This window comes from Reyranella humidisoli, from assembly GCF_019039055.1.
In the GTDB taxonomy this organism is placed as follows: domain Bacteria; phylum Pseudomonadota; class Alphaproteobacteria; order Reyranellales; family Reyranellaceae; genus Reyranella; species Reyranella humidisoli.
In genome coordinates this window covers 3242700-3263371 of record NZ_JAHOPB010000001.1, presented here as the reverse complement: position 1 = coordinate 3263371, position 20672 = coordinate 3242700, and the positions used below count along the sequence as shown (strand labels likewise).

Here is a 20672-nt window from a genome sequence, read left to right as displayed (position 1 = left end):
AGGATCTTTCCCTGCCTTACAGCTTGGCCGTCTTGAGCCACTCCGCCTGGCCTTCCTCGCCGTCGACGCCCATCGATTCGAGGAACCGGCAGACCATCATGTAGTAGCCGATGGTCAGGGTGAGTTCGACCAGCGCGCCCGGCGTCAGGAAGGCCTGCACCGCCTTCAGGGTCTTGTCGGACGCCCGGACGTTGCGCACCACGTCGTCGGTATAGCGCAGCACGGCCTTCTCGTTGTCGTCGAAGGCCGGCGCCTCGATGGTGGCGTCGCGCAGGGCTGCGATCTTGTCTTCGGTCACGCCGACCTCGCGGCCGATGCGCTCGTGCTGGAACACTTCGTAGGCGGTGCGGCTCAGCCGGCCGACCCGGATGATCGCCAGCTCGCGCAGCACCGGGTTCAGTTCGCAGCGATAGAGCAGCCCGTTGCCCATCCGCAGGAAGCCCTTCGCGCCCTGCTCCGAGTTCGCCAGCATCCGGTAGATGTTGAGCATCGGATTGAGCTTGCCGAGCAATTCGGCATGCTTTCCGGTGGCGTTTTCGACTTCGTAGTACGGAATGCGCGACATGGGGTCCCCTTTTCAGGCCTCAAGCCTGAAGGGAACCCCTTTCGCGGTCAACGCTCTCAGATCAGGCCGCGACTGACCAGCGGATTGAGCCAGCGGCCCCACGGGCCCGTGAGCACGATCGGCTTCTCGACCACGATCATCGCGATGCACGGCTCGCCCGGATCGGCGATCGGCTCGTGACGCACGGAGCCCGGACCGACGGCGAAATCACCGACGCCGTAGTTGCCGGTTTCGTCGGTGTAGCCGCCCTGAAGGACGACCGTGTACTCGTAGCCGGAATGCTTGTGCTCGGGCAGGCCGCGTCCCGATTCCAGCCGCAGCAGCGACACGCGATGGAAGTCGCCCGGCAGGTCGAGACGGATCTCGTCGAACTTGCCCATCACGCGGCGCCAATCCATGCCCGGCCGCAGGTGGGGCACCAGCGGGGCCGGCGCCCAATCGAAGCCCGGGTGGCGGTGGCGCGGCAACGACGGTTTCGGCTCGACCGGAACGGCTTCGAGGCGCGCCAGGGTGCGTTCAAGCGCCGTTTCGTCCAGCCGGGCCTCGATCGGCGCCGGCTCGCGCTCGATCAGCGCGCCCCCCAGGGCAACCAGCCGCTCTACCGTCCGCTTTGACTGCGAATCCAGGGCGACGTGTAGTTCAACCGCGAGGCTGGGTCCGGCGGGCAGCGCGCCCGCGGCGTAGTCCAGCAACAGTTCTTCAGGCGCCGGATGGCGGCTCATGGCTCATCTTTCTCCAGCGCGTCCCGCAGGCGTCCCAGCGCCAGCCGGATGCGCGACTTCACCGTTCCCAGGGGCAACTTCAACTCTTCCGCGATGACCGTGTGGGTCTTGTCCTCGAAGAATGCCTTCTCGATCACCACCAGCTGATCGGCTGACAGGCCCGAGAGAAGCTCCTTCACGCGAGTATACGTCTGACCTGCGAGGACGGATTTGTCGGCGTCGTCCGCTTCGGGGGCAAAAACCGTGAGCCAGTCCTCGGTGTCGATGGCCGGCCGGTTGTTGCGCCGCAGCAGGTCGATCCGCTTGTTGCGCGCGATCGTGTACAGCCAGGTGGTCGCGGAGGCCCGGGTCCGATCGAAACTGGCGGCCTTGCGCCAGACCATGATCAGGGCTTCCTGCGCCACTTCCTGCGCGGCCTCTGCATCTGCCCCGCCACGCATGATGAAGGCCTTCACGCGGGGCGCAAAGTGATTGAAAAATCTGGCAAAAGCCGCGCGATCCTGACGGGTCGCGATGGCTTCGATCAGATCGGCGGCCTCGTCGGCTGAAAGCATCGGGGGGAGCTTACCCCGGCCGGCCCTGTGCGCCCAAATCCCAGAAAAGGCCGGTCATCAGCCGCAGCCCGTCGCGGGCGACCGGCGCCAGCAGATGCTCGTCCGGCGCATGCTGCGAGCAGGCGGCGTAGGAATGCGGAACCCACACCGTCGGCAGCCCCAGTATGTCGGTGAAGACTTCGTTGGGCAGCGAACCGCCCAGGTTGGGCAGCATGTTGGGCTTCTGCCCCGCCGTCTTCTCGATCGAACCTGAGGCGAACTTTGCCCAGGGGTTCTCCGGGTCGAGGCGGGTGGCATTCATGATGACGTCGCGCGCCTGCTCCACCTCGATCTGGCCGAAGCCGTGCTTTTCGAGATGCCGGCGCAGCGCCGGGACAATGTCGTGCGGATCGGTGCCGACCACGAAGCGCAGCTGGCAGTAGGCGATGGCGCTGGGCGGGATGGCGTTGACCGGCCGGTCGGGATTGCCGGTCTTGAAGGCCAGGACCTCGAAGCTGTTCCAGCCGAACACCCGCTCGACCGGCGTCAGCGACTTCTCGCCCCAGTCCTCGTTGATCTCGGGCGCGCCTTCGCCGGCATCGACATGGGCGTCGGCCAAGGCCGCGCGAATCGAGTTGGTCAGCGTCTTCGGACGCCACTCCGGCACTTTGATCTGGCCGCGCTCGTCGGTGATCGTGGCCAGCGCATGCGCCATGATGATGCCGGGGTTGGCCAGCAGCCCGCCCCAGTTGCCGGAATGATGGCCGCCCTCGCGCATCGTGAGCTTCAGGTTGAAGTTCAGCGTGCCGCGGGTGCCGCCGAAGATGGTCGGCCGGCGATGGTCGAGCCGAGGTCCGTCCGAGGCGATCAGCGCATCGGCCTTGAGCGCATCCTTGTTGGCCTTGCAGAAGTCGGCGAGGCCCGGCGAGCCGGTCTCCTCGCCGGTCTCGATCAGGATGGTCGAGTTGAAGCCCAGCGAGCCGCCGCGCTCCTGCATGACCGAGGCAAGCGCCGCGATGTTGATCGTGTGCTGGCCCTTGTTGTCGGCGGTGCCCCGGCCGTACATCCTGTCGCCCTCGATCACGATCTTCCAGGGCGACAGGCCCGAGCGCCACTGCTCCTCCTGGCCGCGGATCACGTCGCCGTGGCCATAGGTCAGGACCGTTGGCTGGGACGGGTCCTCGACCCGGCGGGCGATCAGGAAGGGGCCGTATTCGCGGCGCGGGTTGGGCAGCACGGTACAGTCGTAACCGAGCTTCTGCAGCGACTCGGTCATTTCGCCGGAGACGTATTGCTGCAGGGCGGGCATGGAGCCCTCCTCCTGGCTGGTCGTGGGGATGGCCACCCGCCGCTGCAGCTCCTCGAAGAAGCCGCCGTCGTCGAAATATTTCTCTGCGCGGGCGATCGCGCCATCCCGTGTCCCGGTCATGCTTTCCCTTGCCTGTTTTCGCCGCCACGATAGCAAAATTACAGGGAGAAGAGCATGACCGCTTCGGGCCGCATCGTTTTCAGCAGGATGGAGGAAGTAATCTTCGGCCGGCCCGCCGCACAGGCGGTGGCGGAACTGGTCGAGCGCCAGGGCGCCGCCCGCGTCTTCCTGATGGTGAGCGGCACGCTCAACCGCGAGACCGACGAGATCGAGAAGCTGCGCCGGGCTCTCGGCAACAAGTGCGTCGGCACGTTCGACAAGATGCCGGCCCATTCGCCCCGCAGCGCGGTGGTCGCCGCGGCCGAACAGGCCCGCGAGGCCCGCGCCGACCTGATCGTCACGCTGGGTGGCGGCTCGATCACCGATGCCGCCAAGGCCGTCCAGCTCTGCCTCTCGAACGACGTGCGGACGGTCGACGACATGGACCGCATCCGCGGCCCGGTGGAGGTGAAGCCGCCGACCGTGCGGCAGATCTCCATCCCCACCACCCTTTCCGCCGGCGAATTCTCGGCCATCGCCGGCGTCACCAACGAGGCCACGAAGGTGAAGGAGATGTTCCGCCATCCCCTCACCATCCCGCAGGCCGTCATCCTCGATCCCGAGGTGACGCGTCACACGCCGATGTGGCTCCTGCTCTCGACCGGCATCCGTGCTGTCGATCACTGCGTCGAGGGTGTCTGCTCCAACGAGTCGAACGAATTCAGCAACGCCTCGTCCCTGCACGGCCTGTCCCTGCTGGCGCGCGGCCTGGCGCGCGTGAAGGCCGATCCGTCCGACATGGCCGCCCGTCTCGACTGCCAGACCGGCTCCTGGCTCTCGATGGCGGGCATCGCGGCCGGCGTGCCGATGGGGGCCAGCCACGGCATCGGCTACGTGCTGGGCGCCGTGTTCGACGTTCCCCACGGCCACACCTCCTGCATCATGCTTCCGTGGGTCATGCGCTGGAACAAGCCGGCCAATGCCGATCGTCAGGCGCTGATCGCCAATGCGATGGGCCATCCCGGCGAGGATGCCGGTGATGTGCTCGACCGCTTCATCCGCGGCCTCGACATGCCGCGCACCCTGTCCGACGTGAAGATCGGCCGCGAGCATTTCGACCGCATCGCCCAGCAGGCGATGGGCACGCCGTGGGTCCCGCGCAATCCGCGCCCGATCCCGACGCCCGCCGAGGTCAGGGAGATCCTGGAACTGGCGGCCTGAGCCTCAGTCCCACTTCCGCTCGAGGAAGCGCCGGATGTCGTCGGCGAACTGCCGTGGCGCCTGAAGCATCGAGAAATGGCTTACTTCAGGCTGGAGCAGCAGTCCCGCATCGGGGATGGCGCCTGCCATGAATTCCGTGTTCTCGCGCTTGATCGCCTCGTCGTGGTCGGCGTCGACGATCCAGGTGTGGACCTTGATGCCGGCGAGATCGCGGGCCGTCCAGTTGGGCTGCGTCGCCCACATGGTGCTGATCTCCTCGACGAATTTCTTGTAGTCGCGGGGCGTCGCCGAAAGCGCCTCGTATTCCTTCTGGCCCCGCGCAATGAACTCCATGAAGACCGGGCTCTTGGTCACGTCCTTGACGCCGCCGGGATCGGAGTTGGCGGCAAAGGCGAAGAGACGTGACACGCGCTGCGGATTGGTCATCGCCATGCTGAGCCCGATGATCGCCCCGTCGCTCCAGCCCACCACGGCGGCCTGCGGCAGGCCCAGGAAGTCCATCAGGCCGATCACGTCCGAGGCCATCAGCGCGTAACCGTAAGGCTGCGCGTCGCGCGTGCTGCGCCCGTGGCCGCGGCTGTCCATGACGATGACCCGGTGGGTCTTCGCCAGCTCCGGAACCTGATGGCCCCAGTAGTTCGAGTTCGCCAGGCCGCCATGCAGCAGAATGACCGGCGGCCCGCTCCCGAAAGTGGCGTACCAGATCGAGATGCCGTTAACCGGCGCGTGACCGCTGCTCACGGCGGGCGGCAGCGACGGCGTGGGCGGCAGGGTCATCCAGCGCGGCACTGGCTGGGCGGTCGCGGAAGAGACGAGCAGGCCGAACAGGAGGGCAAGAAAGAGGGTGCGCATTTCGCAAGAATAATCCGGCAGCCGGGAATTGCGCTACCGCCCGGAGTACCGATGATCATCGATTAGAAAAGATCAGTGCGAGGGCCGATACGGTCGTTGACTGGAGTCACGATCGACGAGACTTTCACACCATGGGAACTCCGGCAGCGAGCCTCCCGAGACCATGGAGGCCTCTATGTCGACGACCCTGACGTTCCACATGACTCCCGCCTTCGTTCTGGAAGCCACGGGCCATGCGCACGGCTTGGGCACCGCGCCGGTGTGGGCCTATCTGTGGTTGGACAAGCCGCCGGCGGATACCCCGATATCCGACGTCTTCACCTCCGGCCCCTATGCCGATCCGGGTGCGACCAACAACACGACGCCGCTGATCATTCAGGGATCTCTCACCCCGAACGTCACATTGGGCACCGACGGCAACTACAATGTGACGGTGTCGCTGACGGACAGCGCCTATCAGTACGTGAACGGCGGCGTTGCCTATCTCCTGCTGCAGAGCGAGCCGTTGGCCGGTCACACGGACCTGCCGACGAGCATCGGAAACAATGTCGGAAACATCCAGCCGAACTCGCAGGCGTGGAACTTCGGCTATGCGGCCTTCGAGTACTCGCTGTTGGGCCAGGGCTCCGACCAGGGCGACCTCACCGCGATCGACGGCTGGGGGCCCAACCTGGGCGTGAAGGTCTCGTATTCGAACGGCACCTCCGATGAGCGTGGCTCGAACCTGAGCGGCCAGGACCTGCTGAGTTTGCTGACGCCGCTCAACGGCTCGGCGAACCACACCTACACGGCCGCCGGAAGTCCGCTCAACGGCGACTCCGCGCTCTTCGTGTCGCCGTCCAACGGCTTCTTCAACAAGACGGCCACGCCGCTCTGGCCGACCACTGTCTGGGATACGCTTCCCGACGGAACCGGAACCGGATATCTCACGGCCTTTGCCTCCCTTACCGACGTCACGCTGTCGGGCGTCAGCAATGGAGAACCCGACGCCAATGGCATCTGGCACAATTCCCAGTATTACGAGTACACCGTCTCCTCGCTGACCCTGGCGGCGAACACGGGGACCAACGGCTGGGGGGCCGCCGGCACCTACTTCCTGTTCAGCCCGAGCTCGTCGAGCCAGACCCAGGGCTACATGCTGATCAGCGCGGCCACGCTGCAGGAAAACCTGTACGCCGCGGGTCAGGGCACGGCGACGATGTGGAGCAGCTGGGACTCGACCACCCCCGCCAACTCCGTCCCCTACGTCATCCCTGGCAGCGGACAGCCGTCGGGGACGGAGGCGACCGACAATTCCTTCAACCCCTCGGCCAACAACCAGTACGGCACGATCTTCACCAACCTGTTCACGGGTTTCACTGCAGGCTACTGGGGCTCGATCGCCAATCAGGCGAACCCGTTCAGCCAGGGCACCGCCGGCCCCGACAATCTGGGCGCGGGCTCTGTGAACCTCGACGATTCCCGCAATTGGGCCTCGGCCTATGCGTTCGACGGCAACCGCGACACCACCGCGTCGCCGGTGCCGGCCTATCAACACTACGATCCCTATTCGAAGATCTTCTTCGAAAATACGAACGTCTACGGCTCGGCCTTTTCCGACAATCTGTCGAGCGGCCTCACGCCCGGTCCGCTGATCGCGCTGTCCCAACCCGGTTCGGGCAGCGGCACCAGCCCGTCGAACAACGTCACCAACATCGATCTCTATGTCTATGCCTCGACCGAAACCGGCAACTACACCGAACCGGTCGGCGCCAACTACCTGAAGCCGCTCGGCGCCGACTACCTGATCCCGACGCAGACGTCGGGGCTTTCCGTGCTGGTCAATGGCCAGGCGGCAGGTCTTCTCATCCGCGAAGACGCCACCATCAAGCTGGGCATCTACACCGGCAAGAGCGGCAGCGGGCACGCGACGTTCGACTATGTGACGGTCGAGACCGGCGGCAACCTTTGGCAGAACTTCAGCGTAACGGGGTCGGCGGGATCCTGGTCGGCCGGCGCCGACGCCGCGGATCCCAATCCCCCTGCCGTCGGGACGTTCGCCATCAACGACCTGCCGTCGCCGGCCAGCCCGGCCGTCGGCGGAGTCTACTGGTACCAGCTCGTCGTCGGCGACGATTCGGGCGACCAGAAGGTCTATGATTTCTACGCCACGGCCGCCTCGACGAGCCCGGGCGTCATCTCGACCTCGGACCTCAGCGTGGCCGCCGGCGGCGGCGCGACCTTCCCGCCCGGCACGCTGACCTCCAGCCAGATCCAGCTTGCGCTGAATCCTGCCAGCACGATGCCGAGCGGTCTCCTCGATTTCGTCTACAACAGCCAGTTCTCGCCGATGCCGGCCGCCCCGGTGGCGGGCACGCTGGCGGGCCTCGTGTTCACCGCCATCGACGGTCAGAACGGCACCGGCATCTACGACCCCATATCCCAAACCACAACCGTCACGCCGGCGATCCTGATCGCCTCCGCCTCCGCCACCCTGGCCTTCGGCTGGACCGGGACGAACAATGGAACCCATTCGGGAACGCCGACCGGATCGATCAGCACCGGCCTGCCGACGAGCGGCCTCATCTCCAACTTCACCAACAAGATCAACGCCGGCGACGTCGCCCGGATCACCATAGTAGACGCCGCCACCAACACGGCACTGGGCACGACAGTGAGCGGGACCGCCGATCTCGACGGCCAGTGGCAGACCTGGGGCGGCGCGGGGCCCGCAAGTATTACGCTGGCGGAAGGCATCTACAGCGCGACCATGATGGAGATGATGCCGAACGGGACCACCCCCTTCGGCAGCGCGACCGGCACCCAGAGCGCGCCGCTCTACATTCTCGTCTCGTCGACCAGCAGCTATGCCGACACTGCTGCAAACATTTCGAATGCCCTGGTGGCCCTTCAGGCCCTCGAGACCCAGGTCGGCAGCCCGTTCCCGGTGACGGTTTCGGACAATGGCCTGATCGCCATGAACTTCGCCGGCATCACCGGCTATGCAAACGTGCTCCTGCAGACGACGAATGCGAACACGACGCCCTACGGGTTGGCCATCACCGACAGTTCCGCGACCATCGTCGCCAACATCGCCGCGCTGAACAGCAACACCCATGTCGAGACCATCGGCTTCAGCGATGCCGGCATCCCCACCCTCACCTTCACGGATGCCGATTTCACGGCCTACAGCACCGCGATCGGCGAGATGGTGGGCCAACGGACGATCGTCGTCACGGGAACGTCGGGCACCTTCTCGTCCTTCGAGCAGGACTATCGCCACGGCGTGCTGTCGAGCGGCGCCAATGGCTCCGGCGTGCTCGTCCTGACGCGGGAGTTCGCCGTCCACTATACGGGCGGCAACATCACGGATGCGCCGAGTTACGAGCACGACACCGATTCGATGGGGCGCACGGTGCTCGACTACTATTCGAGCCCGGTCAACACCAACGCGATCACCGTCGCCACCAGTGCGCTGCCCTCCATCTACCAGTCCGGTGGGGCTGCCCGCAGCACCTTCACGACGGTCACATACGAATACGCCAACGGCGTCACGACGCCCGCGTCGTCGGCTTACACCTATTTCAACCCCGGCCCGGGCGGCAGTACCGGCGAAGAAGACGTCTTCGACGTCAACGGCAACCTGATCGAGGCGACACTGGTCGGATTCAATCCGACAGCCGACCAGGGCAAGGCGGCCAGCAGCACTTTCTACGAGATGATCAACGGCGTGCAGACGACCGTCGCCACCGGCACCCACTATGAGTACACGACAGCCCAGCCGGGCACGAACTACACGGACCTGGTGGACATGTGGGACACGTCGACCACGCCCCGCCTCCTGAAGCAGGTGTTCTCCGGACTGTCCGGCCCGGAAAGCACTTTCTTCTCGTCCTACGAATATCACTATCTCGGCGGCACGCTGAGCGGCAGCAAGTACGTCCTCGCACCGGTGACAGGCCAATCCTACACCGGCGGCGAGATCCATCTCGACGGCGACCACAACCTTTCCAAGATCGTCGCCAGCGGGATCACCAGCCAGGCCTATTCGTCCTACGAGTACGACTATGCCTACGCCAACGGCGCCTATGGCGGCGGCGCGGTGGTCGCGCAGAAGTACTACTTCACGAACATCGAAGGGCAGTCCTACACGACCCGCGAGGTCGACCTCGACGCATCGGGCAATACGACGAAGGTCGTCTATAGCGGCTATACCGTCACCGGCAACCAACCCTACTCCTCCCTGGAATACGATTATTCGGGTGGCAGCCTGACCGGCTCGAAAGGCTATGTGACCAATATCGCGGGGCAGGACTGGACCGGCGAGGTCCACGAATTCAATGCGGCGGGCCAGCTCGTGAGCCAGTTGTACACGGGCGTCACCAATCAAACGAGCACGTCGTACGAATTCGAGTACGCCAACGGCAATGGCGTGCTCACGGGCAAGAACTTCTACTTCACCGACATCGCCAATCAGGGCTACTCGTCTTACGAGTACAGCTACGACGCCGCCAACACGCTGACCCTGGCCACCTACAACATGAACGATGGCGGCCATGTCCTGAACGGACAGGGCATCAGCCAGACCATCAACAGCATCTTCGACGATACGATGACCGGTGGCGGCGGCTCCGATACGTTTGCCTTCACGCCCTACTTCGGGCAGGCGATCATCACCGACTTCATTGCGGCAGACGACAAGGTCTCTCTGCCAGGTTCGGAATTCGCCGACTACACCTACGTCCAGAACAACAGCGCGGTGGTCGCCGGGAACATGGTGATCACGGGCACCAACGGCGACACCCTGACCCTGCAGGGCGTGACCACCCTGCCGGGATCGACGGACTTCCTGTTCGTCTAGGCCTGCAGACGCCCCTTCCGCTTCGCCACCGATTCGGCGAGCAGGCAGAGGATCTCCCACATCATGGTGACACCGACGAGCGCGGTGTTGCCGCTCATGTCGAACGGTGGCGAGACCTCGACGACATCGCCGCCGACCAGGTCGAGGCCGCGCAGGCCGCGCAGCATGCGCTGCGCCTCGTGCGGGGTGTAGCCGCCGATCTCGGGCGTGCCGGTGCCGGGCGCATAGGCGGGGTCGAGCCCGTCGACGTCGAAGCTCACATAGGTCGGGCCGGTGCCGACGACCCGGCGCGCCTCCGCGATCACCTTCTCGACGCCCAGCTCGAAATACTCCTCGATGGTGATCACGCGCATGCCCTGGTCGAGGGCCCACTGGTTGTCGTCGGCCTTGTAGAGAGAGCCGCGGATGCCGATCTGCACCACGCGTTTGGGGTCGAGCAGTCCCTCCTCCACGGCGCGGCGGAAGGGCGTGCCGTGCGTGTACTTGAAGCCGCCGAAATAGGTGTCCCAGGTGTCGCTGTGGGCGTCGAAATGCACCATGCCGAGTGGCGGCAGGCCCTTTCGGATGCCGCGCATGATCGGCAGCGTGATCAGGTGGTCGCCGCCCGCCGACAGCGGCACGACGCCCGCAGCATGGAGTTTGGCGTAATGCTTCTCGATCCGGTCGAGCGAATCGTCGAGGCTGGCGGGATTGACCGGCGCGTCGCCGAGATCGCCGCACCTGGCCAACTCATAGGGTGCCACGCCCGTCACATGGTGGATACGCCGCATCATCGTGGAGAGATCGCGCATCTGGCGTGGACCGTGCCGCGCGCCGGGACGGTTGGTCGTGCCGCCGTCCCATGGCACGCCGACCATGCCGATCTCGACCTCCGCCGGGTCGCGGAACAGCGGCAGGCGCATGAAGGTGGCGACGTCGCCGAAACGGGGCACCACGGTGCCGGGGACCGGCTGGGGGAATTCCTGGCTCTTGGTCATTCCCCCACTGTAAGCCCTTAGGCCGCCTGCAAAAGGGCCTTTCGCGCCGAGACGAATTCCTCGACGGCCGCCACGAAGCGGTCGCCCTCGGCGTCGCCGATCATGACGTTCAGGGCCACGAAGCCGCGGCGGGCGATCCAGATGCCGGCCGCGCTCATGTCGAAGAAGAACAGCTCTTTCACATCCTGGTTCGACGAGGCGATGTCGGCCGCGGTTTTGATCGGCCGCGCGGTGGCGTGGGCCGTCATCATCGAGCCGATGCCGGAGAACTGGAAGGCCACGCCGGCCTTGCGGCAGATCGCGTTCAACCGTTCGCGGATACTGTCGCCACGGTCGTTAAGCGTCTTGGCGGCCTCGGCCGTATAGACCTCGCCGTAGCCCGCGACGCCCGCTGCCATGGTGAGCGCGTTGTTGTTGAAGGTGCCGGCATGGGGCAGCGCGTCCGGCTTGGTCGGGTCGAACAGTTCCATGATCTCGCGCTTGCCGCCAAAGGCGCCGAACGACATGCCGCCGCCGATATACTTGCCGAGCGTGGTCATGTCGGGGATCACGCCGTGCCTGGCCTGCAGGCCACCCGGCGAGAGGCGCGAGGTCATGACCTCGTCGAAGATCATGGTGATGCCACGCGCGCGCGTCTCCTCGCGCACCGCCTTCAGGAAATCGACGTCGCCCGGCAGGCAGCCGTGACTGCCCTGCATCGGCTCCAGCAGCACGGCGAACAACTCCTCGCCATGCTTGGCCAGCAGTGCCTTCGTGCCTTCGATGTCGTTGTAGGGCGCCACCACATATTCGTAGGGCATGTTCACCGGGCTGCCGCCGCTCACGAAGTAGAGCACGCCGCCGTGATACCCGCCGTGGAACACCATGACCTTGGTGGCCCTGGTGCGGCCCTTGCGCTGGGCGAAGACGCGGGCGCCGGCCAGCGCCATCACGTTGCCCTCGGTGCCGGAATTGGTGAAGCGCACCAGGTCGATCGACGGCATGCGGTCGGCGATCAGCTTGGCGAGCTTGCCTTCGTTCTCGTTGCGGCCGCCAAAGTTCCAGCCATGGTCCAGGGCCTTGTCGATCGCGGCACGGATCACCGGATGGGAATGGCCATAGATGCCGGCGGTATATTCGCCCAGCACGTCGATATACTCGTGGCCATCGGCGTCCCAGAGGCGGCAGCCCTCGCCGCGCACGACGGTCAGCGGAAACGGCGAATTGTGCAGCGTCGTGCGGGTGTTGCCGCCGGGCATCGCCACGCAGGCATCCTGGTGGCGGCTGAAGCTCTTGGGATTGCGATCGACATAGGCCTGCTTGGCTTCGGCCAGGGCGGACTGCAAATCGGAATTCACCAGCGCTTGATCGGGCACGTCAATCTCCTCGCATGAGGCCGCGATTATCACACGACGTTCAGCTCCCGGATAGGCCGGCCCGATTCAATGCGGTCATAACCAAAAGTATTGAGATCGAGCGTTCGATAATCCCCATGGACGATCAATTCGGCGACCGCCCGGCCCACAGCCGGCGACTGCTGGATGCCATGGCCGGAGAAGCCCGTGGCGAAGATCAGGTTCTCGATCAGGGGATGGCGCCCGACGATGCCGTTCTGGTCGAACGTATTGTACTCGTAGTACCCCGCCCACGAATTCACGACCTTCGCCGCCTCGAAGGCCGGCACGCGCGCGGCCAACGTGGGCCAGACCATCTCGTCCCACTCCTGGTGCTGTACCTCGAGCGGCGCGCCGGCCGGATCGTTGCCCTCGGCGGGCGTCGTGCCGGCGATGTAGAACCGCCCCTCGGGACGGAACCACGTGCCCGACGGATCAATGGTGAGCGGCGTGAGCCCCGGCGCCTCGCGCACGTCGAACACGAATACCGAGCGCCGCCGCGGCTCTACAGGCAGCGCAATGCCGGACCGTCCCGCCACCTCGCCCGACCACGGTCCCGCCGCCAGCACGACGGTGTGCGCCTCAAGCCGGCCACCCTGCTTAAGGTCGACACCACTCGCATCGAACGACACGACCTCGTCGGCGATGTAGGTCGCACCGAGATCGCGGGCCTTACGCCGAAAGCCCTGCATCAACGACGGCCCATCGAACCAGCCTTCGTTCGCCGTGCCATGCGAGGCGAGTGCCAGCCCGTCCGCCGATATCCAGGGAAAGCGATCCTTCAAGCCAACCGGATCGAGCAGTTCGACGGAACAGCCCTCACCCCTCTGCACCACATGATTGGCCCGCAGCACCGCCTCGCCCGCCAGGCTGGCGAGGAAGAGATAGCCCGGCTCCTTCAACCCCAGATCCGCACCCAGCAGTTCGTGCGCACGTCGCAGGAAGCTGATGCCGAACCGCGACAAATGAATGTTGAGCGGCGTCGAGAACTGCTGCCGGATGGAACTCGCCGACAGCGCGGACGAAGCCCGCGTGTAGGCCGGATCGCGCTCGACCACGGCAACCGTCCCGGTGAAGGCCGGATCGGACTTCAGGTGGTAGGCAACGGACGACCCCATCGCCCCGCCCCCGATCACCACGACATCCGACTTCATCGTTCTTCAGGCACCCGCACCCAGCCCTCCATCAGGCGGCGGGCGGAGCGGCTCATCATCACCTTGGCTACGGTCCATTGACCAGCTTCCTCATGGGCTTCGGCACCGACGTTGAGGGTGCCGGAAGGGTGGCCGAAGCGGACGCGGCCGTCGGCGCCTGCGGGCGCGACGCGGCTCACGATCGTCCCAGGGATGGCGGCGGCAGCGGCGATGGCGACCGCACCTGTGCCGGTCATGGCGTGGTGCAGCACCCCCATCGAGAAGATTCGGGCCAGCAGGTCGACGGCGTTGGCCTCGATCCGCTTGCCATCCGACGCCGTGTAGGCGGCCGGCTTGGCGACGAAGGCGAGCTTCGGCGTGTGCGGCCGCTTCTCCGTTGCTTCCTGCGGGGTGGCGACCAGGCCCATCGCGACGGCGCCAAGCGCGCGTACGGCTTCCACTCGCTTCAGCAATTCCTTGTCGCCGTTGATATCGCCCTGAAGCTCCGTGCCCTTGAGGCCGAGGCTCGCGGCATCGACGAAGATCGTCGGATTGCCGGCGTTGATCAGCGTCGCCTCGAGCTTGCCGACACCCGCCACGTCCAGCACGTCGATGCGGTTGCCGGTCGGGAACATGGCGCCACCGGCCGCGCCGTCGCCGCCTTCTTCATCGGCGGCGGGATCGAGGAACTCGACCTTCACCTCGGCCGCCGGAAAAGCAACGCCGTCGAGATCGAAGTCGCCCAGTTCCAGAACCTCGCCGCCCTGCATGGGGACGTGGTTCACGATCACCTTCCCGATGTTGGCCTGCCAGATCCGCACCGTCGCGATGCCGTCGGCCGGCCCTTCTACGAGGCCCATGCCCAGCGCGCAGGCGCCGACGGCGGCGCTCAGGTTGCCGCAGTTGCCCGACCAGTCGATCACCGGCGCGTCGATCGCGACCTGGCCGAAGCGGTAGTCGACGTCGCAGCCCTCGCGCCCGGATTTCGACAGGATCACGACCTTGCTGGTGCTCGACGTCGCCCCGCCCATCCCGTCGGTGTGCTTGCCGTAGCGGTCCGGGCTGCCGATCACGCGCAGCAGCAGCCGGTCGCGCACCGCCGGATCGGCCGGCAGATCCCGCGCCTGAAAGAAAACGCCCTTGCTGGTGCCGCCACGCATATAGACGGCAGGGATACGAAGCTGCTTCATCGCGCGATGTTCGCGCGAAATCAGCGTCGCCGCCAGACCTGGAGGCGGGCGAACAGGAAGCGGTCGGCGATGAGGTGGGCCGCCTTCACCGCGGCCGAGGTGAGCACGATCACGACGCAGAGCGCGGCGGCCGCGGCGGTGGTGCCGGCTTCCTCGATGTTCACGGCGGCCACCGAGGCAAGCTTGGTGTCGGGTGCATAGAGGAAGATCACGGACGACACCGTCGTCATGGCGTTGACGAACAGGTAGATGGCGATGTCGAGGATGGCCGGGAGGCAGATCGGCGCCGTCACCCGCATGAAGGTCTTCCAGATCGGCACCTTGAGCGAGGCCGACACGGCCTCGAACTCCGGGTCGATCTGCTTCAGCGCCGTCGCCGCGGTGAGATGGCCCACCGTGTAGAAGTGCGCCACGGTGTTCAGCACCAGGATGCCCATGGTGGCGTACAGGAAGTTGAGCGGGTTGTTGGGCGCGTTGAAGAAGAAGATGTAGCCCAGGCCCAGCACGAGGCCGGGCACCGCCATCGGCAGGAAGGCAAGGAACTGCACGATGCCGCGCATCGCCCCGAAACCGCGCGTCTTCTCGTTCAGCCAGGCGCCGGTAAACATCAGCACCGTGCCGAACACCGCCGCGCCCAGCGCCATGCGAATGGAGTTCCAGTAGGAATCCCAACCGTTGGCGTCGAATTTGGCGAAGTCGTAATTGTCGAGTGTGAGGCTGAGATTGTACGGCCAGTACTTGATCAGCGAGCCCCAAATCGCCATCCCGAGGATGGCGAGGATGGCCGCCGAGACCAGCAGACAGAACAGCGTGAAGAAGAGGTCTCGCGCGAACTTCGGACGCGGCACCAGCGGGACGGCACGCGCGGTGAGCAGCGCCACCTGCTTGCGCTGCACCAGCCGGTCGACCAGGAAGGCGAGCGCCGCCGGCGCCAGCAGCACCATGCCGACCACCGCGCCCATCGAGAAGTCCTGCTGCCCGATCACCTTCTTGTAGACGTCGGTGGCGAGCACGTTGAAGTTGCCGCCGATCACCTTGGCGATGCCGAAATCCGTGATGACCAGGGTGAAGACGACCAAGGCGGCGCTGATCAGGCCGTACTTGGCGCCGGGCAGGGTCACGGTGAAGAAGACACGCCGCTTGGACGCACCCAGCACGTCCGCCGCCTCGTAGAGGCGAGCATCGGCAGTCGCCAGCGCCGTCGTCAGGATCAGAGTCGCATGCGGAAAGCAGTAGAAGACCTGCGCGATCACGATGCCGTCGATGCCGTAGATCGAGCCGCCACCCAGCAGCGCCTTGAAGAACCCTTGGGTACCGAACAGGTAGATCAGCGCCAGCCCCGGCAGCAGCGACGGCGCGAAGATCGGAATGAGCGAGATGCCCTGGAACAGCCAGCGCATCGGCAGCACCGTTCGCGTCAGCGCATAGGCGTACAGGAAGGCCAGTGGCACGACGATCAGGGTGGTGATCGACGCGACCTGCAGGCTGTTGAGCGCGGACTGGAAGAGCGCCGGCGTCGAGAAATAGGAAACGTAGTTGGCCAGGCCGACGAACTTGCCGTCGCGGTCCTCGAAGCCCTTGGCGAGCAGCGCCCAGAGCGGCAGGCCCAGCATGACCAGCAGCACCCCGGCCAGCAGCACGACGCCGGCACGCATCATCAGGTCGTCGCGCGACAGGCCGACCTTCAGTCGGGGAACGACCAGGCTCAAGCGAAGACCCTGAGCCGGTCTGGCGGCAGGGCGATGTCGAGCTTCGTGCCGATGTCCACGCCGAGGTCGCGGATCAGGTTACTGGAGAAGTCGGCCATCACCGCCACATCGGCCGCCGCCCGCGTCTTCAGGGTCGCCCGGCAGAAGGCACCGACGAAATCCAGCTCCGCCACCTCGACCGGCACGCGGTTGGCGATGTCGGCCGGCAGGTCGCGCACGCGCACGTCTTCCGGCCGGATGCAGAGGCTGACCTTCTGGCCGGGCGTCAGCCCGTCCTGCACCGGGCAGGCGAAATCGACTCCGGCCACCCGGACCTTGTCGGCAGCGACCAGCGTGCCGGCGAGGAAGTTCATCGAGCCCACGAAGTCGGCGACGAAAGCCGTCGCGGGACGGCGGTAGATTTCCTGCGGCGTGCCGACCTGCTCGATGGCGCCGTGGTTCATGACCACGATGCGGTCGGCCATGGTCAGCGCCTCTTCCTGGTCGTGGGTCACCATGATGGTCGTGACCCCGAGCGTCCGCTGCAGCGCCTTGATCTCGTGGCGCAGGCGCAAGCGGACGCGCGCATCCAGCGCCGACAGCGGCTCGTCGAGCAGAAGCAGGCCGGGCGAGGTGGCCAGCGCCCGCGCCAGCGCCACGCGCTGCTGCTGGCCGCCGGAAAGCTGGGCGGGATATTTGGGACCGGCATCGGGTAATCCGACCAGTGCCAGCAGTTCGGCCACGCGCTTGCCGATCGCGCCGCGGGCCTGACGCCGGCTCACCAGACCGTATCCGACATTGTCGGTGACGCTCAGGTTGGGAAACAGCGCGTAGGACTGGAAGACGATGCCGAAGTCCCGTTGTGCCGGCGGCAGCGCCGACACGTCCCGGCCCTTCTGGTGGATCGTGCCGGACGTCTGCGGATCGAGGCCGGCGATCGCCCGCAGGAGCGTTGTCTTTCCGCAGCCCGAGGGGCCGAGGAAGCACACGAACTCACCCTCGACGACGTCGAGCGAGACGTTGCCGAGGGCCGAGAAGTCACCGAACCGCTTGGAGAGGTTTCGAACTTCGAGATAATTGGTCATGGCAATCACTGTCATCCTGAGCGAAGCGAAGGATCCTTCGGCTTCGCCTCAGGATGACAACAAGGCATCGATACTGCGTGGCCTTACTTGGCCTTCGGCGCCGACTTGCCGTCGTAGCGCTTGGTCCACTCCGCGAGGATGCGGTCGCGGTTCTTGGCCATCCACTCGACGTCGTTCTTCACCATCACCTTCTCGAGGTTGGGCGGATAGTTCGGCGGCGTGTTGGCGACGCCCGGATAGGCGACGATCGGATAGGTCTTGGCGTAGAGCTCGTTGGCCTTCTTGGTGGCGGCCCAGTCGGCGAGCTTCTTGGCGGCGTCGAGGTTCTTGGTGCCCTTGACGATCGCCGTGACCTCGAGTTCCCAGCCCAGGCCTTCCTTCGGGATTACCAGTTCGAGCGGCGCGCCTTTGGTCTTCTCCGAGGCGCCACGGGTGTCGAGGCCGATGCCGATCAGGCGCTCGCCCTTGGCGGCCTGCACGCAGGGCGCCGAACCGGAGTGGATGTACTGCGCGATGTTCTGGTGGAGCGCGTCCATGTACTTCCAGCCCGCTTCCTCGCCCATGATCTGCAGCCAGGCCGCGATGGTGAGATAGCCGGTGCCCGACGAGGCCGGGTTCGGCATCACGATGGAGTCCTTGTATTCCGGCTTGATCAGGTCGGCCCAGCTCGTCGGGACCGGCTTGTTGCCCTTCTTGCCCTCGGCGGTGTTGAAGCAGACCAGCGAGAGATAGGCGTCCATGCCCACCCACGTCTGGGGCGACTTGCCGCTCAGGAACATCGGGTTGAGCGCCGTGGCGCCAGCCGGCGTGTACGGCTCGAGCATGCCCATCGACGCCATGAGGCCGACGTTGGACGCGGCGAGGCCCCAGATGATGTCGGCGCGGGGATTGTCCTTCTCGGCCATCAGCTTGGCGGCGACGACGCCCGTCGAGTCACGCACCCAGGCAATCTCGATGGTGGGATTGTCGGCCTCGAAGGCCTTCTTGAACGGGTCGAGCTGGTCGTTCTCCAGCGCGGTGTAGACGGTGAGCCTGGTCTTCTGCGCGAAGGCCGGCGATACCAGGCCGAACATCGCGAGCGCGGCGGCGCCGGCCAGCGTGGCGCGCCTGAAGATGGTCCGATCAATCATTTGGTTGGTCCCCCTGTTTATCTGCCCCTGTCGAACGCCTGCAGCTACAGGCCATTCGTGACCCTCATGTTACAACAGTCGGCGCGCGGTGCACTCAGCGTTCTTCGGTCAATTTCTCGCCAACCGCGGCGAGCCATCCCCGCACCACCCGCTCCTCCTCCCGCCCCAGCAAGTCCGCCAGCCGCCCCTCGATCTCCATGACCCGGGCACGGCAGCGCTTGAGCAGCGCCTCGCCCCGGACCGTCGCGTGAAGCCGCAGGATACGGCCGTGCGTGGCATCGGCCGACTTCTCCACATGCCCGGCCCTGACCAGGTTGCGGACGATCACGTTGATCGTCTGCGGCGTGAGGAACGTAAGCCTAGCAAGCTCCGCGCCAGAGACACCCGGATAGTTCACGACCATGGTCAGGACCGCGAACTGGGGCGGCGTCACGTCGAGGTCGGCCAGCGCCTTGTCCATCGCAGCCCTTACCGCCGCGTAGGCCTGCCGCACCAGATAGCCCAGATGGCCCTCCGGCCCGCGCTTCCCCTCACCCGGTGCAGGGATGGTGCCCTTGCGAATCATATCAGCACTCTTATATTATTATCAGAATTCGAACATTATCGGAGGTTGCCGTGGACCCCAAGCTCGCCGAACTCGCGCAACATCACCTCGTGGCCGAGAACAACCAGGACCTGGAAGCAACTCTCGCAACTCTTCATCCCGAATGCCGCTTCGACGATCTCGCGACCGGCCAGACCTGGCACGGCCGCGACGGCGCCGCGGCGCATTATCGGCAATGGTGGACCACCTTCGACGTCGAGGTAAAGCGCGGGCCGGGCCAGGTCTCGGCCTGGACCGCTGACAACGTGTGCATGGCCGAGGCGACATGGCATGGCCGTCACATCGGCCGCTTTCTCGGCATCGAGCCGACCGGCCGAACGATCGTGCAGCCGTTCGTGGTGGTTCTGGGCTTCCGCGACGGCCTGATGGTGAGCGAGCGCTTCCACTACGATCTCGGCGCGCTCCTGCGCCAGATCGGCGGCCCGTCGGTTCCCGCTCTCGACGAACTGCCCTACCGGCAGGCCGCTTAAAGCAAACCGTCGTCCCGGGCGGAGCCGACCGAAGGGCGGCTTCAATCGGGACGACGGGAATTAGCTCCGAAACACCTTCTTGAGGTCGCTGGTCGGCATCGTGTCGCGCATCCACAGGAAGCTGCCGGCCTTCATTTCCTTGGCGCCCCTCATGAAAGCCGCCAGCGCCAGGCGCGAGAGCGAGCCGCCGATACTGATGCGCTTCACGCCCGTCGCTGCGATCTGGTCCGCCGTGAGGTTGGGGTCGGCGCCGGTCATCACGGCATTCAGCGGCTTCGTTACCTCGGAGGCAACCGTACGCATGGTGGCAAGGTCGAGCAGGCCCGGCGCGTACAACACGTCGGCGCCGGCCTTCTCGAAGGCCTGCAGGCGGCGGATCGTGTCGTCGAGATCCTTCACACCGCGGATCAGGTTCTCGGCCCGCGCGGTGAAGGTGAAGGGCACCGACAGCGATCGGGCCATTTCGGCGCCCGCCGCCACGCGCTCCACGGCATGATTGAAGTCGTAGATCTTCTCGCCGCTCCAATCCTCGATCGACCCGCCGACGATGCCGGCCGCAGCCGCGTCGCGCAGGATCGTGGCCGCCTCCTTCGGATCATCGGCATAGCCGTTCTCGAGATCGGCGTTCACAGGCAGGTCGGTCGCGCTCGCGATGACGCGGCAGTTCTCGATCAGTTCGTCACGGCTCACCGCATTGTCGCCGTCGACGCGCCCCAGCGCGTTCGACATGCCGAGGCTCGTGGTCGCGAGCGCCTCGAAGCCCAGCGACTGCAGCAGCTTGGCCGTGCCGGCATCCCAGGGATTGGGCAGCAGCAGCAGACCCGGCCGATCGTGCAGTTCACGAAACACCTGTCCCTTTTCCGCCTGCGTCCGCATTTCGT

The 20672-nt window shown here is 65.8% G+C and carries 17 protein-coding genes; 3 read left to right on the top strand and 14 right to left on the bottom strand.

The window, feature by feature from the left end; all coding sequences use genetic code 11:
- Positions 1 to 16 precede the first annotated feature (16 nt).
- From KQ910_RS15845 to KQ910_RS15830, 4 genes are read right to left on the bottom strand one after another with little or no spacing between them, the layout of a single operon-like run.
- Positions 17 to 565, bottom strand: a complete 549-nt coding sequence (locus KQ910_RS15845; protein WP_216962181.1) for a carboxymuconolactone decarboxylase family protein — start codon at positions 563 to 565, stop codon at positions 17 to 19.
- Between the two features lie 56 nt (positions 566 to 621).
- Positions 622 to 1287, bottom strand: a complete 666-nt coding sequence (locus tag KQ910_RS15840; protein WP_216962178.1) for a ChrR family anti-sigma-E factor — start codon at positions 1285 to 1287, stop codon at positions 622 to 624.
- Positions 1284 to 1841 carry a sigma-70 family RNA polymerase sigma factor gene (locus tag KQ910_RS15835; protein ID WP_216962175.1) on the bottom strand — a complete coding sequence of 186 codons (558 nt, stop codon included), beginning with the start codon at positions 1839 to 1841 and terminating at the stop codon, positions 1284 to 1286. Before KQ910_RS15835 ends, KQ910_RS15840 begins: the two co-directional genes overlap by 4 nt.
- A gap of 10 nt (positions 1842 to 1851) precedes the next feature.
- A complete protein-coding gene (locus tag KQ910_RS15830) occupies positions 1852 to 3249 on the bottom strand; it encodes a M20 family metallopeptidase (RefSeq protein ID WP_216962172.1) in 1398 nt (465 codons plus the stop codon).
- 54 nt (positions 3250 to 3303) lie between these two features.
- On the opposite strand from KQ910_RS15830, the gene KQ910_RS15825 reads away from it, so the two are divergent.
- Positions 3304 to 4449, top strand: a complete 1146-nt coding sequence (locus KQ910_RS15825) for an iron-containing alcohol dehydrogenase (protein ID WP_229600422.1) — start codon at positions 3304 to 3306, stop codon at positions 4447 to 4449.
- A gap of 3 nt (positions 4450 to 4452) precedes the next feature.
- On the opposite strand, the gene KQ910_RS15820 is transcribed toward KQ910_RS15825, so the two are convergent.
- Positions 4453 to 5301 (bottom strand): alpha/beta fold hydrolase, encoded by an 849-nt coding sequence (locus KQ910_RS15820; RefSeq protein WP_216962169.1) that lies wholly within the window; start codon positions 5299 to 5301, stop codon positions 4453 to 4455.
- Between the two features lie 175 nt (positions 5302 to 5476).
- Here KQ910_RS15820 and KQ910_RS15815 point away from each other — a divergent pair, with 175 nt between their 5' ends.
- The gene (locus KQ910_RS15815; protein ID WP_216962166.1) at positions 5477 to 10141 is read left to right on the top strand and encodes a beta strand repeat-containing protein; all 4665 of its coding nucleotides are present in this window, start codon (positions 5477 to 5479) and stop codon (positions 10139 to 10141) included.
- On the opposite strand, the gene speB is transcribed toward KQ910_RS15815, so the two are convergent.
- The 8 genes from speB to KQ910_RS15775 form a co-directional block, all read right to left on the bottom strand.
- Complete coding sequence (speB, locus tag KQ910_RS15810; RefSeq protein ID WP_216962164.1) at positions 10138 to 11118, bottom strand: agmatinase; 981 nt, start codon at positions 11116 to 11118, stop codon at positions 10138 to 10140. The two genes, KQ910_RS15815 and speB, sit on opposite strands and share 4 nt — an antisense overlap.
- 17 nt (positions 11119 to 11135) lie before the next feature.
- Positions 11136 to 12473, bottom strand: a complete 1338-nt coding sequence (locus KQ910_RS15805; protein ID WP_216962161.1) for an aspartate aminotransferase family protein — start codon at positions 12471 to 12473, stop codon at positions 11136 to 11138.
- A 29-nt stretch (positions 12474 to 12502) separates the two neighbouring features.
- Positions 12503 to 13645, bottom strand: coding sequence for an NAD(P)/FAD-dependent oxidoreductase (locus KQ910_RS15800; RefSeq protein WP_216962158.1), 1143 nt, complete (start codon positions 13643 to 13645; stop codon positions 12503 to 12505).
- Positions 13642 to 14814, bottom strand: a complete 1173-nt coding sequence (prpF, locus tag KQ910_RS15795; protein ID WP_216962155.1) for a 2-methylaconitate cis-trans isomerase PrpF — start codon at positions 14812 to 14814, stop codon at positions 13642 to 13644. Before prpF ends, KQ910_RS15800 begins: the two co-directional genes overlap by 4 nt.
- A gap of 20 nt (positions 14815 to 14834) precedes the next feature.
- Positions 14835 to 16472 carry a putative 2-aminoethylphosphonate ABC transporter permease subunit gene (locus tag KQ910_RS15790; RefSeq protein WP_216963916.1) on the bottom strand — a complete coding sequence of 546 codons (1638 nt, stop codon included), beginning with the start codon at positions 16470 to 16472 and terminating at the stop codon, positions 14835 to 14837.
- A 47-nt stretch (positions 16473 to 16519) separates the two neighbouring features.
- Positions 16520 to 17587: a putative 2-aminoethylphosphonate ABC transporter ATP-binding protein gene (locus tag KQ910_RS15785; RefSeq protein WP_229600421.1), complete on the bottom strand. Its 1068-nt coding sequence runs from the start codon at positions 17585 to 17587 to the stop codon at positions 16520 to 16522.
- 83 nt (positions 17588 to 17670) lie between these two features.
- On the bottom strand, positions 17671 to 18717 hold the full coding sequence (locus tag KQ910_RS15780) for a putative 2-aminoethylphosphonate ABC transporter substrate-binding protein (RefSeq protein WP_216962151.1): 1047 nt from the start codon (positions 18715 to 18717) through the stop codon (positions 17671 to 17673).
- Between the two features lie 94 nt (positions 18718 to 18811).
- Positions 18812 to 19282 (bottom strand): MarR family winged helix-turn-helix transcriptional regulator, encoded by a 471-nt coding sequence (locus KQ910_RS15775; protein ID WP_216962150.1) that lies wholly within the window; start codon positions 19280 to 19282, stop codon positions 18812 to 18814.
- A 50-nt stretch (positions 19283 to 19332) separates the two neighbouring features.
- Between KQ910_RS15775 and KQ910_RS15770 the strand changes: the two genes are divergently transcribed.
- Complete coding sequence (locus KQ910_RS15770) at positions 19333 to 19791, top strand: ester cyclase (RefSeq protein WP_216962148.1); 459 nt, start codon at positions 19333 to 19335, stop codon at positions 19789 to 19791.
- A 60-nt stretch (positions 19792 to 19851) separates the two neighbouring features.
- Here the strand turns inward: KQ910_RS15770 and KQ910_RS15765 are convergent, their stop codons facing one another.
- Positions 19852 to 20667, bottom strand: coding sequence for an isocitrate lyase/PEP mutase family protein (locus KQ910_RS15765; protein ID WP_216962146.1), 816 nt, complete (start codon positions 20665 to 20667; stop codon positions 19852 to 19854).
- Positions 20668 to 20672: the final 5 nt, after the last annotated feature.

Excerpts from the sequence above, each read along its gene's own strand:
- KQ910_RS15820 (WP_216962169.1), bottom strand. The coding sequence starts at position 5,301 with ATGCGCACCCTCTTTCTTGCCCTCCTGTTCGGCCTGCTCGTCTCTTCC.
- KQ910_RS15775 (WP_216962150.1), bottom strand. The coding sequence starts at position 19,282 with ATGATTCGCAAGGGCACCATCCCTGCACCGGGTGAGGGGAAGCGCGGG.
- KQ910_RS15845 (WP_216962181.1), bottom strand. The coding sequence starts at position 565 with ATGTCGCGCATTCCGTACTACGAAGTCGAAAACGCCACCGGAAAGCAT.
- KQ910_RS15840 (WP_216962178.1), bottom strand. The coding sequence starts at position 1,287 with ATGAGCCGCCATCCGGCGCCTGAAGAACTGTTGCTGGACTACGCCGCG.
- KQ910_RS15815 (WP_216962166.1), top strand. The coding sequence starts at position 5,477 with ATGTCGACGACCCTGACGTTCCACATGACTCCCGCCTTCGTTCTGGAA.
- KQ910_RS15790 (WP_216963916.1), bottom strand. The coding sequence starts at position 16,472 with ATGATGCGTGCCGGCGTCGTGCTGCTGGCCGGGGTGCTGCTGGTCATG.
- KQ910_RS15765 (WP_216962146.1), bottom strand. The coding sequence starts at position 20,667 with ATGCGGACGCAGGCGGAAAAGGGACAGGTGTTTCGTGAACTGCACGAT.
- prpF (WP_216962155.1), bottom strand. The coding sequence starts at position 14,814 with ATGAAGCAGCTTCGTATCCCTGCCGTCTATATGCGTGGCGGCACCAGC.
- KQ910_RS15785 (WP_229600421.1), bottom strand. The coding sequence starts at position 17,587 with ATGACCAATTATCTCGAAGTTCGAAACCTCTCCAAGCGGTTCGGTGAC.
- KQ910_RS15780 (WP_216962151.1), bottom strand. The coding sequence starts at position 18,717 with ATGATTGATCGGACCATCTTCAGGCGCGCCACGCTGGCCGGCGCCGCC.
- speB (WP_216962164.1), bottom strand. The coding sequence starts at position 11,118 with ATGACCAAGAGCCAGGAATTCCCCCAGCCGGTCCCCGGCACCGTGGTG.
- KQ910_RS15835 (WP_216962175.1), bottom strand. The coding sequence starts at position 1,841 with ATGCTTTCAGCCGACGAGGCCGCCGATCTGATCGAAGCCATCGCGACC.
- KQ910_RS15830 (WP_216962172.1), bottom strand. The coding sequence starts at position 3,249 with ATGACCGGGACACGGGATGGCGCGATCGCCCGCGCAGAGAAATATTTC.
- KQ910_RS15800 (WP_216962158.1), bottom strand. The coding sequence starts at position 13,645 with ATGAAGTCGGATGTCGTGGTGATCGGGGGCGGGGCGATGGGGTCGTCC.
- KQ910_RS15825 (WP_229600422.1), top strand. The coding sequence starts at position 3,304 with ATGACCGCTTCGGGCCGCATCGTTTTCAGCAGGATGGAGGAAGTAATC.